The sequence below is a fragment of the Micrococcaceae bacterium Sec5.7 genome (genome assembly GCA_039636785.1).
Classification (GTDB): Bacteria; Actinomycetota; Actinomycetes; order Actinomycetales; family Micrococcaceae; genus Arthrobacter.
Genome location: CP144169.1, coordinates 2,714,971 through 2,731,154, shown reverse-complemented (window position 1 = coordinate 2,731,154; position 16,184 = coordinate 2,714,971). Strand labels below are relative to the sequence as shown.

The window sequence follows — 16,184 nt, the reverse complement described above, 5'->3', positions numbered from 1 at the left end:
GACGCGCAGCTGGGCCGCTGCCGTTTGCACGGCTAAATTGGGCCGGAGTGGTGCAGCGCCACCGTAGAATAGCGGCATGATTGTTGGCATTGGCGTAGACGTTGTAGACATCGAGCGGTTCGGCCGGCAGCTCGAGCGCACCCCCGGGCTCCGGGACAGGCTGTTTGTTCCGGCCGAACGCGGGCTGAACACCCGCTCCCTGGCCGCGCGCTTTGCCGCCAAGGAAGCCGTGGCAAAGGTGCTGGGCGCTCCAGCAGGCATGAACTGGCAGGACTGCTGGATCGGACTGGACCAGAACGGCCCCACCATCCAGGTCACCGGAACCGTGCTGGCAGTGGCCGAGGCCAAGGGCGTCAAGCGCTGGCACCTCTCCATGAGCCACGACGGCGGGATCGCCACGGCCACTGTCCTGGCCGAAGGCTAGGCACTACTTCCGCAGGAACCCCGCCCGTACACGGCACGGGCCAGGCACACAGCCCACGGACAGCACCGCGAACGGACTGAACTCCATGATCAGCGCCTACACCGGAACCCAGATACGGGACACTGAAGAGCCTTTCCTGGCATCGGGCATGGGCGCTGCTCTTATGCAGCGGGCCGCCCACGGACTCGCCAATGCGGTGGTCCGTGAACTTCGGTCCAGAGGCCGGCGCCTCTACGGCGCCAGCGTCGCCGTGCTCGCCGGCAAGGGCAACAACGGCGGGGACGGACTGTTCGCGGCCGCTTTGCTTGCCGGCCGCGGGATGCGGACGACGGCGGTGCTCACGGCCGGGGAAGGGCATGCCGGTGCTCTGGCTGCTTTTGAACGGGCCGGCGGGCGCGTTTACTCGCTGACTGACGCGAACGTCACTGAGCTGGCGGCGGAAGCCGCGAGGGCCGACGTCGTACTTGACGCAATTCTTGGGACCGGCGCCAACGGAGGGCTGCGCGGAACCGCCGCCGCGTTTGTGGCCCTGCTGGGGGCCGCCGGACCCGGGCTGGTGGTAGCTTGCGACGTGCCCAGCGGTGTGGACGCTGATACCGGCGAGGTGAATGCGCCCGTGCTGCCCGCCGGGCTGACGGTCACGTTCGGCGCGGCCAAGGCAGGGCTGCTCGCTGACCCGGGCGCCAATTTTGCAGGGCGGGTGCAGGTGGTGCCGATCGGGATCGAGGCAGGGCTCCCATGGCCCGCGCTCAAGCGGCTGGAAGCTGAAGACCTCGCCCTGCTGCTGCCGCGGCCGGAGCGGCGCTCGCATAAATACTCGCGCGGAGTGCTTGGAGTGGTGGCCGGCTCGGCTGCCTATCCCGGAGCCGCGGTCCTCGCGTGCCGGGGAGCGCTCGCGGCAGGCGTGGGCATGGTGCGTTACCTGGGCCCGCCGGAAGTCGCGGAGCTGGTCCGCCAGGCGTGCCCGGAGGTGGTGTGCAGCTCCGGGACCGTGGCCGAAACCCATGTGCAGGCGTGGCTGGTGGGTTCCGGCCTGGATGACAGCGATCCTGAACAGTTGCAACGCGTCCGTGACGCCGCTGATTCAGGGCTGGCCACCATCGCCGACGCCGGCGCGCTGCCTGCCCTGCCCCACGTCCTCGCCCCGCAGGTGGTGCTGACGCCTCACGCAGGTGAGCTGGCCGTGCTTTTGAACAGTCTCGGCGTTGAGCTGGACCGCCAGGGCGTGGAGGCGTCGACGCTGGCTGCTGTGCGGCAGGCAGCCGGACTGACGGAAGCAACCGTGCTGCTAAAGGGCGCCACGACCCTGGTGGCGTCGCCGTTCCAGGATTTTTACAGCCAGTCGGAGGGAAGCCCGTGGCTGGCCACGGCCGGCAGCGGGGATGTCCTGGCAGGGATCATCGGTGCCCTGCTCGCGCAGGTGGGATCCGACGTCGGGCGCTTCACGGATCTGGGGATCGATCCGGACGAACGGTGGGCGGCAATAGCCGCGATGGCCGCAAGCCTGCACGGGCTGGCCGGCACTCGCGCGTCTGCTGGAGGGCCGCTGGCCGCGGGCAGAATCGCCGACGCCATACCCGGGGTGTGGTCCAACATCAGCGAACTTAGTAATCAAGGGTCGGCGAAACGTAATAGTCGCACCCACCCGTTAAGGTGAAGCTAGGTTTTTACCGGCACGGCGCGAACGCTTTTTCCGACACCCGGTGTTGGACAACATTGAGGAGCACGAATGGAAATCTGGCCCGGATCGGCGTACCCCCTTGGTGCCACGTTTGATGGCACCGGCACCAACTTTGCCCTGTTCAGCGAGCACGCTGAGAAGGTAGAGCTCTGCCTGGTTGACGACGCCGGAACGGAAACCAGGTTCGACGTGGTGGAGGTGGACGGCTACGTGTGGCACTGCTACCTGCCGCAGGTCCAGCCGGGTCAGAAATACGGCTACCGCGTGCACGGCATCTACGACCCCGCATCCGGTAACCGCTTCAACCCCAACAAGCTCCTCCTGGACCCCTACGCCAAGGCGGTCCAGGGCCAGATTGACTGGGATCCCGCGCTCTTCTCCTACAACATGGGCGAGCCCGAGTCCCGCAACGATGCGGATTCGGCGCCGCACATGATGCTTGGCGTGGTCATCAACCCGTTCTTCGACTGGGACGGGGACCATAACCTTCGCGTTCCTTACCACAAATCGGTGATCTACGAGGCCCATGTAAAGGGGCTGACACAGCTGCATCCCGAGGTCCCGGAGGAACAGCGGGGCACGTACGCCGGTGTGGCGCATCCCGCCGTCATCTCGCACCTGCAGAAGCTGGGCATCACGGCGATCGAGCTGATGCCGGTGCACCAGTTCGTCAATGACGGCATTCTGCAGGAGAAGGGACTGAACAACTACTGGGGCTACAACACCATCGGTTTCTTCGCCCCGCACAACAGCTACAGCTCAACGGGGGACACCGGCCAGCAGGTCCAGGACTTCAAGGCCATGGTACGGTCCCTGCACAAGGCGGGCATCGAGGTCATCCTGGACGTGGTGTACAACCACACCGCGGAAGGCAACCACCTGGGGCCCACGCTGTCCTTCAAGGGCATCGACAACTCCTCCTACTACCGCCTGGTGGAGGACGACCTCCAGCACTACATGGACTACACCGGCACTGGAAACTCCCTCAATGTCCGGCAGCCCCACTCACTGCAGCTGCTGATGGATTCGCTGCGCTACTGGGTGACCGAAATGCACGTTGACGGCTTCCGGTTTGACCTCGCCTCCACGCTTGCCAGGGAGTTCTATGACGTGGACAAGCTCTCCACGTTCTTCGAACTCATCCAGCAGGACCCCGTGGTCTCGCAGGTCAAGCTCATCGCCGAGCCCTGGGATGTGGGCCCGGGCGGGTACCAGGTAGGTAACTTCCCGCCGCAGTGGACCGAATGGAACGGCCAATACCGCGACACCGTCCGCGATTTCTGGCGCGGGGAACCGGCTACGCTGGGCGAGTTCGCCTCACGCATCACGGGCTCCTCGGATCTGTACGAGCACTCGGGCCGGCGCCCGGTGGCCTCCATCAACTTCGTCACGGCGCACGACGGCTTCACCCTCGCGGACCTGGTTTCCTACAACGAGAAGCACAATGACGCCAACGGCGAGGGGAACAACGACGGCGAATCCCACAACCGCTCCTGGAACTGCGGGGTGGAAGGGCCCACCGACGATCCGGCCGTGCTGGGGCTCAGGGCCCGGCAGCAGCGCAACTTCATCGCCTCCATGCTCCTCTCACAGGGAGTTCCCATGCTGCTGCACGGCGATGAACTGGGGCGCACACAGCAGGGAAACAACAACGGTTACTGCCAGGACTCGGAACTGACCTGGATCAACTGGGAAAACGTGGACCAGCCGCTGGTGGAATTCACCTCGGCAGTCAATGCGCTGCGGGCCAGACACCCCACATTCCGGCGCAGCCGCTTCTTTGACGGCCGCCCTGTCCGCAGAGGCGAAGGCGAGCGGCTGCCGGACATCGTTTGGCTGGACGTTGACGGATCCACCATGCAGCCCGAGGACTGGGACAGCGGCTTCGGCAGATCCGTGGGTGTCTTCCTCAATGGGGACGGTATCCGGGGGAAGGATGACCGCGGGCGGCGTATCACCGACGTCAACTTCGTCCTGTATTTCAATGCGCATGTCGACGAAGTGGCTTTCACCCTGCCATCGGACGAATATGCCCCGGCCTGGGACATCATCATCGACACAGCCGGGCACAATGCCGACACCGAGCCGGTACAGGCCGGCGGCGTCATTGGTGTGGACGCAAAGTCCCTTGTGGTGCTCCGTGCCCACAGCACGCCGGAAACCGAACCGGACCACTCTGTGGCCGCCTCGCTTGCGGCCCTGTCCCAGACAGCCACGAGTGAAACGGCGGGACTGACCTCCCCGATGGTTCCGGAAACGCGAAGCACGAAGAAAACCGCGAAGCCGAAGACTTCCGCCTCGTGAGGGCACCGGTCTCGACGTACCGGCTGCAGATCCGGCAGGGGTTCACGCTTCAGGACGCCGCCGGGGCAGTTCCGTATCTGCATTCCCTGGGTGTGGACTGGCTCTATCTTTCCCCGGTGCTCACGGCGGAGCAGGGGTCGGATCACGGCTACGACGTGACCGATCCCTCAACAGTGGACCCGGACCGCGGCGGTTCCGAGGGACTGCTGGCCGTCTCCGAGGCGGCCCGCGCTGTTGGCATGGGTCTGCTGATGGACATTGTGCCCAACCATGTGGGGGTGGCGTCGCCCCGCCAGAACCCGTGGTGGTGGTCCCTGTTGAAGGAAGGGCGCCAGTCCCGCTATGCGGAAGCGTTCGACGTTGACTGGGACTTCGCTGGCGGCCGCGTCCGGATCCCGGTGCTGGGCAGCGACGAGGAACTGGACCGGCTGGAAATACGCGGCGGTGAACTGCGTTACTACGATCACCGCTTCCCGCTGGCCGAGGGCACGTACTCGGACGGGGACACTCCGCAGTCTGTGCACGCCCGCCAGCACTATGAGCTGGTGGGCTGGCGCCGTGCAGACAAGGAACTGAACTACCGCCGGTTCTTTGCGGTGAACACGCTGGCCGGCATCCGGGTGGAAGTCCCGTGGGTGTTTGATGAAGCCCACGCCGAGGTTGTCCGCTGGTTCCGTGAAGGCCTCGTGGACGGCATCCGGGTGGACCACCCGGACGGCCTTGCCGATCCCGGGGGCTATCTGCAGCGCCTTCGGCAGGCGACCCGGGGCAGCTACCTTCTTGTCGAAAAGATCCTTGAGCCCGGCGAAGAGCTGCCGGCATCGTTTGAATGCGACGGCACAACCGGCTACGACGCACTGGCGGATGTTGACCGGATTTTTGTGGATCCCGCAGGCCGGGAACCGCTGGACGCGCTCGACGGCAAACTCCGCGGCGGGGTTCCCGCGGACTACGGAAAGATGATCCACGGAACCAAACGCCGGATCACGGACGGCATACTGCACTCGGAGATGTTGCGGCTTGCCCGGCTGGCCCCGGCCAGCGCCGGCATCCCCGGTGAGCTGGCGGCCGATGCGCTGTCCGAAATCATTGCCGCCTTCCCCGTCTACCGCACCTACCTGCCGGCGGGCGAAGACGTCCTCAAGGAGGCCTGCGAGCTAGCCGTCCACCGCCGCCAGGACCTCGGCCAGGCCGTGGGCGTCCTTCAGCCTCTGTTGCTGGACACCGGGCTGGAGCTCGCCCGACGGTTCCAGCAGACCTCCGGAATGGTCATGGCCAAAGGGGTGGAAGACACGGCGTTCTTCCGCTACACGCGGCTGGGCACCTTGACGGAGGTGGGCGCGGATCCGACCGAATTCGCCCTGCAACCGGCCGAATTCCACGCCCGCATGATCCGGCGGCAGCGTGATCTCCCGCTGTCCATGACCACTCTCAGCACACACGACACCAAGCGCAGCGAGGATACCCGGGCGCGCATATCGGTGATCTCCGAACTGGTCCCGGAATGGGAAACGGTGCTGGGCAGGCTGCAGGAGCTGGCGCCCCTGCCCGATGGTCCGTTCGCCAGCCTGCTCTGGCAGTCCATCGCCGGCGCCTGGCCGGCGGACCGGGCCAGGCTGCAGCAGTACGCCACCAAAGCCGCGCGCGAGGCCGGGAACTCCACCAGCTGGACCGATCCGGACGAAGCCTTCGAGGAGAAGGTGGCGGCTGCCGTGGATGCGGCCTTTGGCAATGACCAGGTCAGGGCGGAACTGGACGCGTTCGTGGGGCTCCTCGAGCACCATGGTGCCTCGAACTCGCTGTCGGCCAAGTTGGTGCAGCTGACCATGCCTGGAGTTCCGGACGTCTACCAGGGCACGGAATTCTGGGACCGGTCGCTCACCGACCCGGATAACCGCCGGAGCGTCGACTTCGCCGAGCGGCGGCGGGTGCTGGCTGACCTGGACGCCGGGAATCTGCCGGCATCGTTCCTGAACGACGCCGCCAAGTTGCTGCTGACGTCCAGAGCCCTTCGCCTTCGCCGGGACCGTCCGGAGCTGTTCACCGGCTACCACGCGGTCACGGCTTCCGGCGCGGCCGCCGGGAACCTGGTCGCCTTTGGGCGTGGCGCCAACGCAGGCCGCGGTGCCCTCACGCTGGCCACGAGGCTTCCCTGCGGACTGGAACGTGCAGGCGGCTGGCGGGACACCGCCGTCGTGCTTGAAACTGCGATGCGGGATGAGCTGACCGGAAACAGCTTTGCGCCAGGCGCGGTACCGGTGGCGGACATTCTGCGGAACTATCCTGTGGCGCTGCTGGTGCCCGAAGCCGGTGAGGACTCATGAGGCTGCCTGTCAGCGCGGCCGGACGCTTTGATGTCTGGGCGCCCGACGCGGAGTCGGTGACGCTGCTCGCGGACGGGCAGCGGTATCCCATGAACCGCAGTGCGGAGGGGCACGGTTGCGGCGACGCCGGGCAAAGCGGCTGGTGGACCGCGCCGGAGGCACCGTCCGGGGCGGATGTGGACTACGGCTATCTGCTCGGGGATGACACCCGTCCCTTGCCGGATCCCCGGTCCAGGCGCTTGCCGGACGGTGTCCACTCGCTGACCCGGACCTTCAATCCTGATTCGCACGAGTGGCAGGACGCGGGCTGGGCGGGGCGGGGGTTGCGGGGATCGGTCATTTACGAGCTGCACCTTGGAACGTTCACGCCTGAGGGCACGCTGGACGCCGCGGCCGGCAGGCTTGGCTACCTGGCCGGACTGGGCATCGATTTTGTGGAGCTGCTTCCGGTCAATGCGTTCAACGGCACCCACAACTGGGGTTACGACGGTGTGCAGTGGTATGCCGTGCATGAGGCCTACGGTGGCCCGGCCGCCTACCAGCGGTTTGTTGACGCTGCCCATGCCGCGGGCCTGGGCGTCATCCAGGACGTGGTCTACAACCACCTGGGGCCGAGCGGCAACTACCTGCCCAGATTCGGGCCCTACCTCAAACAGGGCGACGCCAACACCTGGGGCGATTCCGTCAACCTGGACGGGCCCGGCTCGGATGTGGTCCGCGAATACATCCTGGACAACGTCGCCATGTGGCTGCGGGACTACCACGTGGACGGGCTTCGGCTCGACGCCGTGCATGCCCTGCCGGACGAACGGGCGGTTCACATCCTGGAGGAACTCGGAGCTCTCGGAGACGCCATCTCTGCGGAGACCGGGCGGCCGCGGACCCTCATCGCGGAGTCTGATCTGAACGATCCGCGGCTGCTGTACCCGCGCGATGTGAACGGGTACGGACTGGCCGGGCAATGGAGCGATGACTTCCACCACGCGGTCCACGTCAACATCAGCGGCGAAACCACCGGATACTACGCGGACTTCGATTCGCTGGGCGCACTGGCGAAGGTGCTGCGCGGCGGGTTCTTCCACAATGGCAGCTACTCCAGCTTCCGCGTACGCCACCACGGCCGGCCCATCAATCCCGGGCTGGTGCACCCCTCGGCTCTGGCGGTCTGCAGCCAGAACCACGACCAAATCGGCAACCGCGCCACGGGGGACAGGCTGTCCCAGTCCCTGCCATACGGCAGGCTGGCGCTGGCTGCCGTGCTCACGCTGACCTCGCCGTTTACGCCCATGCTGTTCATGGGCGAGGAATACGGGGCCACCACACCCTGGCAGTTCTTCACCTCGCACCCGGAGCCCGAGCTCGGCAAAGCTACTGCCGAGGGCCGGATCCGCGAGTTTGAGCGCATGGGGTGGGATCCCGCCGTCGTGCCTGATCCGCAGGATCCCGAGACGTTCCGCCGCTCCAAACTGGACTGGGCGGAAGCCGCCGGCGGCGATCACGCGCGGCTGCTCGAGCTGTACCGTTCGCTGATTGCGTTGCGCCGTGCTGCGCCGGAGCTCTCCGGCCTCGGGTTTGAGGACACCGAAGTTGAGTTCGACGACGACGCCGGCTGGCTGAGGTTCAGCCGCGGCCAGGTGCAGGTTCTGTTGAACTTTTCCGGCGCGGTCTCCCGGCTGAGTGGACGCGGCACTCTGCTGCTTGCGACCGACGACGGCGTCCGGCTGGACGGGGACCGGGTGGAACTTCCGCCCTGGAGCGCCGTGATTCAGAGGGTCGAGTTAACCTAGACGGTGGAGTAACCGGGGGTACGATTTCGTGTGTCTGATGATGTTCACGGGAGGGGCCCCGATCCCATATGTCACTCCGGCCAATTGAGTCACAGCCGGCCCGGGGCGACTCTCCAGCGCAGGCATCACCGCCCTGATCTTGCCCGGGCCGCGGCCTGTGATGCTGGCCGCCCTTCCGAGGCCTGTTTTCCCTGCGCTCGTGCGGTTTTCAGGAGTATGATATGGGCGTCGGCAGGATTCCCTCGACTCCTTGCCGAAGGCCGGTTCTCCATCAGAAGAGCCGGCAATCAGCGTGAAAGGGACGGTAATGACCACCGCTTCGCATCCTGCGCAACACCACCACGTAATGGGGTTGACGCTTCGCAACACCGCCATGGGCGTTGGTGCGGTATTTCTGCTGGTTGGAGTCCTCGGGTTCGTCCCGGGAATCACCACCAATTACGGCGCCATGAACTTTGCGGGACATGAGTCCGGCGCCATGCTGCTTGGAGTCTTCCAAGTGTCCGTTCTGCACAACATCGTCCATTTGCTGTTCGGCGCAGCCGGAATTGCAATGGCCCGGACAAGTCCGATGGCCCGCCTGTTCCTGATTGGCGGCGGCGCCGTGTACGTGGTCCTGTGGATCTACGGCCTTGTCATCGACGTGAACGCGGGCGCCAACTTTATCCCGTTCAACTCTGCCGACAACTGGCTGCATCTGGTCCTCGGCGTCGCCATGATCGGCCTGGGCGCCTGGCTCGGCAGGGATGCCATGGAGGAAACGAAGGGACGGGCCAAGTAGCGCCTCCCGCGGTTCGTGGAAAACCGACCACAGCGGCCGTCCCCCGGGCAGGAAATCTGCTTGCGGGGACGGCCGCAGTGCTGTGAGCACACGCGCCGGCCATGGCCTTAGCCCAACTGCTTGCCCTCGGCCTGTCAGTTCGTTGTTCCGGTTGCGCTTGCGCTGAGGGGCCTGAATCGTCAGGAACGCATGGTTCCCCTTTGTCAGCTGTTCGAGGGACGTCTGCATAATCAGCGCCGTCGTGAACTGCCTGCCTGAGGTGAAGCGTCAAAGGAGGAGGATGTATGCCTGCGGCGTAACTTTGGCTCGGGGGCGGTGTTGGCTGCATCACAACTGGCAGGATAGTACGTATGACTTATTCGGCTGCGGAGAACCGCTATGAATCCATGCCCTACCGCCGTGTCGGACGCAGCGGCCTCAAGCTTCCGGCCATCTCACTGGGCCTGTGGCACAATTTCGGTGACGACAAGCGCTTCGATGAGCAGCGCGCCATCCTGCGCCGCGCGTTCGATCTGGGTGTCAACCACTTTGACCTGGCCAACAACTATGGCCCGCCGGACGGCTCGGCGGAAACCAACTTCGGCCGCCACCTCCAGGACGACTTCAAGCCGTACCGCGACGAACTGGTGATCTCCACCAAGGCCGGCTACTACATGTGGCCCGGCCCCCACGGTGAATGGGGCTCCCGCAAGACCCTCCTGTCCAGCCTTGACCAGTCCCTGCAGCGCATGGGCCTGGACTACGTGGACATCTTCTACAGCCACCGCCCGGATCCGGAAACGCCCATGGAAGAAACCATGGGCGCCCTGGACTCCGCAGTGCGCTCCGGCAAGGCCCTGTACGCCGGTATTTCCTCGTACACCCCGGAACAGACCATCGAAGCCGCCGGGATCCTCAAGGAACTCGGCACCCCGCTGCTCATCCACCAGCCCAGCTACTCCATGCTGAACCGCTGGACGGAAAACGGTTCGCCCAACCTGTACGAAGCCCTGGACCAGGTGGGCGCCGGCTCCATCGCCTTCTCGCCGCTGGCGCAGGGAATGCTCACGGACCGCTACCTCAAGGGAATTCCGGCTGACTCGCGTGCGGCCAAGGAACGCTTTCTCTCAGAATCAGCCCTCACGGAAGAGAAGCTTGACCGCGTGCGCGGCCTGCGTGCCATTGCCGAAGGCCGGGGACAGTCCCTGGCCCAGATGGCCATCGCGTGGATTCTGCGCGATCAGCCCAAGGGATCACCAGTAACCTCGGCACTCGTTGGCGCCTCCAGCGTCAAGCAGCTCGAAGACACGCTGTCCGCCATCAACAACCTGGAGTTCAGCTCCGAGGAGCTGACAGCGATCGACGAGTTCGCCGTCGAATCCGACATCAATCTGTGGGCACAGAAGTGACAGCCCGCCGGGCATAGCCCGGACGTAACACAAGTGCCGGGGCCGGCCGGGAACAATTCCGGCCCCGGCACAGTTGGTTAGAATGTTAGGGCGTCCCATGGCGCTGTGCCCGTCGGCCGCCGTCGTACATCCCGGTACTGGCGCGCCGGGCACCTGAAGTTTGTTCTCAAAGGAGTTCCGTGTCTTCGAATCCGATTCGTGTTGCAATCGTAGGTGTGGGTAACTGCGCCGCCTCGCTGGTCCAGGGTGTCCATTACTACCGGGATGCCGACCCCCAGGCCACGATCCCTGGTCTGATGCACGTTGAGTTTGGCAAGTACCACGTCAATGACGTCCAGTTTGTTGCGGCGTTCGACGTCGATGGCAAGAAGGTGGGCGTGGACCTCGCTGACGCCATCCTGGCCAGCGAAAACAACACCATCAAGATCGCAGACGTCCCGCCCACCGGTGTGACAGTGCAGCGCGGCCACACCCTTGACGGACTGGGGAAGTACTACCTCGAAACCATAGAGCAGTCCACGGAGGAGCCGGTCAATGTTGTCCAGGCTCTGAAAGACGCCAAGGTTGACGTTATAGTCTGCTACCTGCCCGTTGGTTCTCAGGAAGCCGCAGAGTTCTACGCCCAGTGCGCCATTGACGCCGGTGTTGGCTTCGTGAACGCCCTTCCCGTGTTCCTGGCCGGCACCAAGGAATGGGCCGACAAGTTCACCGCCGCAGGTGTGCCGATCGTTGGCGACGACATCAAGAGCCAGATCGGTGCCACCATCACGCACCGCGTTATGGCCAAGCTGTTCGAAGACCGGGGCGTCACGCTGGACCGCACATACCAGCTGAACGTCGGCGGCAACATGGACTTCAAGAACATGCTGGAGCGCGACCGCCTCGAATCCAAGAAGATCTCCAAGACCCAGGCTGTGACGTCCAACGTCGAAGCCTATATTGCCCCGCGCGACGTCCACATCGGCCCGTCGGACTATGTTCAGTGGCTCGATGACCGCAAATGGGCCTTCGTCCGCCTCGAGGGACGCAACTTCGGTGACGCCCCCGTTTCGCTGGAATACAAGCTCGAAGTCTGGGACTCACCCAACTCCGCAGGTGTGATTATCGACGCCATCCGAGCAGCGAAGATCGGCCTGGACCGCGGCATCGGTGGCCCGCTGCTCTCCGCATCGAGCTACTTCATGAAATCCCCGCCGGAGCAGTTCAACGACGACCTCGCCCGTGACAAGGTTGAAGCCTTCATCCGGGGCGACCTCGAGCGCTAGCCCTGTCCTGAGCGCTCGCTCACCCGGTTGCTCTGTCACTTTTGGTCCCCATCCGCCTGGTTTGGCTGCCAAAAGTGATAGAGCAACGTGCGTTCAGCGGGGATGGAGGGCGAGTCGGACTCTACGGACCGCACCGCGGAAGTCGTCGGCGAGATCGTCTGCGTTGAATTTGAAATACCGCCACCCCGCAGAGTTGAACGATTCGTCGCGGCGATTGTCGCGGGACTGCTGTTCGCGCGAGAGGTGATGTCCGCCGTCGTACTGGATGCCAACCTGATGCTCCCGGTAGCCGAGATCCGCGGCAGGAGAATACGGGTCACCCTGGACAATCCGCAGCTGCAACTCAGGTTCGGGGAGTCCTGAAGCCGTCAGCGCCAGGCGCAGGAATGTCTCCGGTGCAGAGTCGGCGCCGACACGGATCAGCTCCATCGCCTGGCGCGCTTTCACGATTCCTTTGAGCTTCGGGTGGCGCTTCAGCATTTCCTGCAGCTGGGGAATCGTTGCCCACGCTTCCGCGCGATTCTCGAGGCCCGGACGGGGGCGACGGACCAGCTGGTCACCGACAGCGACGAGATCATCAAGCGGCAAGATGCGGGCAAGGTCAAGCCAGGTCCGCGCCGGCGTTGAAATGTGGGTGCCGTCCAGCTCCATCACCTCGTCGGCAAAAACAAGAACGGTATGCCCGAGGACACCCTCCCGCCGGACCGGGGGCAGCGCCCTAGGCTTGCTGAGGTGGAGTTCCCGGCAGTCACGGAACCAGGACGGAAGCCACAGCCCATGCAGTATTGCGGCGGTCAGGTGCGATATCCATGCGCCGGGTGTTGCCGCCGATAAGGCCCTCGCCAGGCTGCGGATTTCAGAGTCCCAGCCGGCGGGCACGTACAGCAACCGGCCGGCGGAGGCGAGATCGGATGAACGGAGCCGTCCGCTGCTCAGGCTGGCAGACCTAGCCTCATGGACCGTGAACGGTGCGGTGGCAAGGTGGGCCGGAAGAGGCGCAGATGGACGCATGGGCACCATTGTTGTCCGAACAGCCCTGCCACCGCTGAAGTTATCCACAATCCGGCGGCACTCGTCCTCCACAGCCCCTCCCTGACCCGTTGCCCTATCACTTGTGGGCGCCAAAAAGGGGGAATGGCGACCAAAAGTGATAGAGCAACCGGAGGGGGATAGGCGAGGGGTCAGAAGAGACCTACCGGATTTCCGGCGTCGTCCACGTCCATCCGCATGGCCGCCGGAACGGCGGGCAACCCGGGCATGGTCATCACGGCACCGGTGAGCGCCACGATGAAGCCGGCACCGGTCTTGGGGATGAGATCGCGCACGTGCACGGTGAAGCCCTTCGGCGCGCCGAGCCTGGAGGCGTCGTCGCTGAAGGAGTACTGCGTTTTGGCCATACACACCGGCAGCCCGGACCAGCCGTTTTTCTCGATGTCCGCCAGCCGCTTCAAGGCCGGAACGGAGAAGTCCACGCCGTCGGCCCCGTAGATCTCCTGGACGATGGTCCGGATCTTGTCCTCCACGGACAGATCCAGCGCGTACAGGTACCGGAAACTGCTGGGCCCGTAGACGGCCGCGGCCACCTTCGCAGCCAGCTCATCGCCGCCGTCGCCGCCACCGCCCCGGCCCCAGACGTCGGCGACTGCCGCCTGCACGCCTTCCTTGGCGCACCAGTCGAGCAGCCAGTCGAGCTCCTCCTCGGTATCTGTGGCGAACTTGTTGATGGCCACCACCGGCGCAATGCCGAACTTCTCCACGTTGTGGACGTGCCGCCGGAGATTCACCACGCCGGAGGCCAGGGCCTCGACGTTGGGCTCCCTGAGCTGGTCCTTCGCCACCCCGCCGTGCATTTTCAGAGCCCGGATGGTTGCCACCACCACAACAGCCGACGGCGCAACATCGGCAACGCGTGCCTTGATGTCCATATACTTCTCTGCCCCCAGATCCGCGCCGAAGCCGGCCTCGGTGACGACAATGTCCGCGAGGCGCCGGGCAGTCTGCGTGGCGATCAGCGAGTTGCAGCCGTGGGCAATGTTGGCGAACGGCCCGCCGTGAACCAGCGCCGGTGTGCCCGCAATGGTCTGGACCAGATTGGGCTTGATGGCGTCCTTGAGCAGCATGGTGAGCGCACCCTGCACGCCGAGATCGGCCACGGTCACGGGCGCGCGGTCATACGTATAGCCGAACGTGATCCGGCCCAGCCGCTCACGCAGGTCCGCCAGATCCGTGGCCAGGCAGAATACCGCCATGATCTCCGAGGCCACCGTGATGTCGAATCCGTCCTGGCGCGGGATGCCTTGGGTGGGCCCGCCGAGCCCGATCACCACTTCGCGCAGGGAACGGTCGTTCATGTCCAGCACCCGCTTGAACGTCATGCGCCGGGGATCAATGTTCAGTTCATTGCCCTGGTAAATGTGGTTGTCCACGAGCGCCATCAGGGCATTGTTGGCTGAGGTGACGGCGTGGAAGTCGCCGGTGAAATGCAGGTTGATCTCATCCATTGGCAACACCTGGGAGTAGCCGCCGCCCGCGGCGCCGCCTTTCATCCCGAGGATCGGCCCAAGCGACGGCTCGCGCAGGGCGATCATCACCTTGTGCCCGGCCTTCGCCAGCGAATCGGCGAGCCCTACGGTGGTGGTTGACTTCCCTTCGCCTGCCGGGGTGGGGGACATGGCCGAAACGAGCACCACTTTGCCGGCCGGCCCCGCCGCAGTCAGTTTGGCCGGATCAATCTTGGCCTTGTAGCGGCCATACATCTCCAGCGCCTCCGCATTGATGCCGGCAGCCGCGGCGATCTCCTCGATGGGCCGCATGACAGCCTGCCGGGCGATCTCCAGATCGCTCATGACATTGATTTCAGACATCGTTGTCCTTTGGTCAGGGCGTGGCCGGTAGGCGCACACCTGGTCAGGGGGTTTGGACCGCCGGGATCATCCGGCTTCCAAGGTAATTGTCGACGGCGGCATGGTAGCTTTCCAGCGTGATTGCAGCTGTGCGCTGCCAGCCGGAGTTCTGCGCATGGACGGAGGCGGCGCGGCCCATGTCCCCACGCGTGGCAGGATCGTCGTAGAGGGCCTCCAGAACATCGGCCCAGTCCCCGGCGCCGTGTCCATCTACAAGCAGCCCGGTCCGCCCATGGCAGATGGCGCGCGAGAGCCCGCCCACCCGGGTGGCTACCACAGGTGTGCCGCACGCCTGGGCTTCCAGCGCCACAAGCCCGAAGGATTCGCTGTAGGAAGGCATCACCACCACGTCGGCTGACCGGTACCAGTCCGCCAGCTCCGGTGCGCTGACCGGCGGATGGTGAGTGACGACGTCGTCCATTCCAGCAGCGCTGACCAGCGATTTGAGATTGAAGTCCTTGGCTCCGCTCAGCGCACCCAGAATGGTCAGCTGAAGATCAATGTCAGGGCGGCGAGAGCGCAGCAGCGCGGCTGCTTCGACCAGAATCTGAGGACCCTTGAGCCGTTGGATGCGGCCGGCAAACAGCAGGTGGAAGGTGCCGGTGCGCACCCCTCGCAGAGCCCGGGAATGGCTCCGGAACGCCGGGGTGAACACCGTCAGGTCCACGCCAGGCGGGGCGACGTCGATGTGGTCGAAGTCGGCGTTGTAGTGGGAGACCAGCTCGGCGGCCTCGGCACCGGTGTTGGCAATCAGCCGGGCGGCGCCGTCCACGATCCGGTGTTCGCCGAGTTCGCGGCGCCGCGGTTCAGGTTGCTCGCCCGATTCCAGCAACAGGTTCTTGACCTTGGCCATGGTGTGCATGGTGTGCACGAGCGGGACGCCCCACAGCCCTGACAGCTCCAGTCCCGCCACACCGGACACCCAGTAGTGCGAGTGGATGACGTCGTACCGGCCGTGCGGCTGGCGCTGGCGGATCCGTTCGATCTCGGCCACCATGCTGTGCAGCAGCTCCGGCAATTCCTCCTTCGGCAGCTTGCGCGGCGGACCGGCCATCACGTTGTGGACGCAGACTCCGGGATCCGGATGTTCGACGGCGGGCTGCCCGGTGGCGGTGGACCGCGTGAAGATCTCCACCTCCACGCCCGTCTCCGCGAGTGCCGAGGCCAGCGCCCGGATGTACACGTTCATGCCGCCGGCGTCGCCTGAGCCGGGCTGTTCCATGGGCGAGGTATGGAGCGAGAGAAACGCAACGCGTCGGATCAGTGCCATGGCTCTCCTCTCGGCTCGCGGGCCCTTGCATCAGAAAAGTGCCCGACTCTTTACTGC

At 65.2% G+C, this 16,184-nt stretch carries 11 protein-coding genes; 8 read left to right on the top strand and 3 right to left on the bottom strand.

The genetic code is table 11. From position 1 onward, the window contains the following. Positions 1–76: 76 nt before the first annotated feature. From V3C33_12945 to V3C33_12910, 8 genes are all read left to right on the top strand, one after another. Positions 77–424: a holo-ACP synthase gene (locus V3C33_12945; protein XAS66401.1), complete on the top strand. Its 348-nt coding sequence runs from the start codon at positions 77–79 to the stop codon at positions 422–424. 85 nt (positions 425–509) lie between these two features. Further along, a complete protein-coding gene (locus V3C33_12940) occupies positions 510–2,081 on the top strand; it encodes an NAD(P)H-hydrate epimerase (GenBank protein XAS66400.1) in 1,572 nt (523 codons plus the stop codon). Between the two features lie 72 nt (positions 2,082–2,153). Next, positions 2,154–4,409, top strand: a complete 2,256-nt coding sequence (gene glgX, locus V3C33_12935) for a glycogen debranching protein GlgX (GenBank protein XAS66399.1) — start codon at positions 2,154–2,156, stop codon at positions 4,407–4,409. Next, a complete protein-coding gene (gene treY / locus V3C33_12930) occupies positions 4,406–6,733 on the top strand; it encodes a malto-oligosyltrehalose synthase (protein XAS66398.1) in 2,328 nt (775 codons plus the stop codon). Before glgX ends, treY begins: the two co-directional genes overlap by 4 nt. Beyond that, positions 6,730–8,520 (top strand): malto-oligosyltrehalose trehalohydrolase, encoded by a 1,791-nt coding sequence (gene treZ / locus V3C33_12925; GenBank protein ID XAS66397.1) that lies wholly within the window; start codon positions 6,730–6,732, stop codon positions 8,518–8,520. Before treY ends, treZ begins: the two co-directional genes overlap by 4 nt. Before the next feature lie 307 nt (positions 8,521–8,827). Then, a complete protein-coding gene (locus tag V3C33_12920) occupies positions 8,828–9,301 on the top strand; it encodes a DUF4383 domain-containing protein (GenBank protein ID XAS66396.1) in 474 nt (157 codons plus the stop codon). 350 nt (positions 9,302–9,651) lie between these two features. Beyond that, positions 9,652–10,689, top strand: coding sequence for an L-glyceraldehyde 3-phosphate reductase (gene mgrA, locus V3C33_12915; protein ID XAS66395.1), 1,038 nt, complete (start codon positions 9,652–9,654; stop codon positions 10,687–10,689). A gap of 179 nt (positions 10,690–10,868) precedes the next feature. Further along, positions 10,869–11,954 carry an inositol-3-phosphate synthase gene (locus V3C33_12910; protein XAS66394.1) on the top strand — a complete coding sequence of 362 codons (1,086 nt, stop codon included), beginning with the start codon at positions 10,869–10,871 and terminating at the stop codon, positions 11,952–11,954. A 93-nt stretch (positions 11,955–12,047) separates the two neighbouring features. Here V3C33_12910 and V3C33_12905 read toward each other — a convergent pair whose 3' ends face one another. From V3C33_12905 to mshA, 3 genes are all read right to left on the bottom strand, one after another. Continuing rightward, positions 12,048–12,965, bottom strand: coding sequence for a DUF559 domain-containing protein (locus tag V3C33_12905; GenBank protein XAS66393.1), 918 nt, complete (start codon positions 12,963–12,965; stop codon positions 12,048–12,050). A gap of 170 nt (positions 12,966–13,135) precedes the next feature. Then, positions 13,136–14,818 carry a formate--tetrahydrofolate ligase gene (locus tag V3C33_12900; GenBank protein XAS66392.1) on the bottom strand — a complete coding sequence of 561 codons (1,683 nt, stop codon included), beginning with the start codon at positions 14,816–14,818 and terminating at the stop codon, positions 13,136–13,138. 43 nt (positions 14,819–14,861) lie between these two features. Next, the gene (gene mshA, locus V3C33_12895; protein ID XAS66391.1) at positions 14,862–16,127 is read right to left on the bottom strand and encodes a D-inositol-3-phosphate glycosyltransferase; all 1,266 of its coding nucleotides are present in this window, start codon (positions 16,125–16,127) and stop codon (positions 14,862–14,864) included. Positions 16,128–16,184: the final 57 nt, after the last annotated feature.

Excerpts from the sequence above, each read along its gene's own strand:
- mgrA (XAS66395.1), top strand. The coding sequence starts at position 9,652 with ATGACTTATTCGGCTGCGGAGAACCGCTATGAATCCATGCCCTACCGC.
- V3C33_12920 (XAS66396.1), top strand. The coding sequence starts at position 8,828 with ATGACCACCGCTTCGCATCCTGCGCAACACCACCACGTAATGGGGTTG.
- glgX (XAS66399.1), top strand. The coding sequence starts at position 2,154 with ATGGAAATCTGGCCCGGATCGGCGTACCCCCTTGGTGCCACGTTTGAT.
- V3C33_12945 (XAS66401.1), top strand. The coding sequence starts at position 77 with ATGATTGTTGGCATTGGCGTAGACGTTGTAGACATCGAGCGGTTCGGC.
- V3C33_12940 (XAS66400.1), top strand. The coding sequence starts at position 510 with ATGATCAGCGCCTACACCGGAACCCAGATACGGGACACTGAAGAGCCT.
- treZ (XAS66397.1), top strand. The coding sequence starts at position 6,730 with ATGAGGCTGCCTGTCAGCGCGGCCGGACGCTTTGATGTCTGGGCGCCC.
- mshA (XAS66391.1), bottom strand. The coding sequence starts at position 16,127 with ATGGCACTGATCCGACGCGTTGCGTTTCTCTCGCTCCATACCTCGCCC.
- V3C33_12905 (XAS66393.1), bottom strand. The coding sequence starts at position 12,965 with ATGCGTCCATCTGCGCCTCTTCCGGCCCACCTTGCCACCGCACCGTTC.
- V3C33_12900 (XAS66392.1), bottom strand. The coding sequence starts at position 14,818 with ATGTCTGAAATCAATGTCATGAGCGATCTGGAGATCGCCCGGCAGGCT.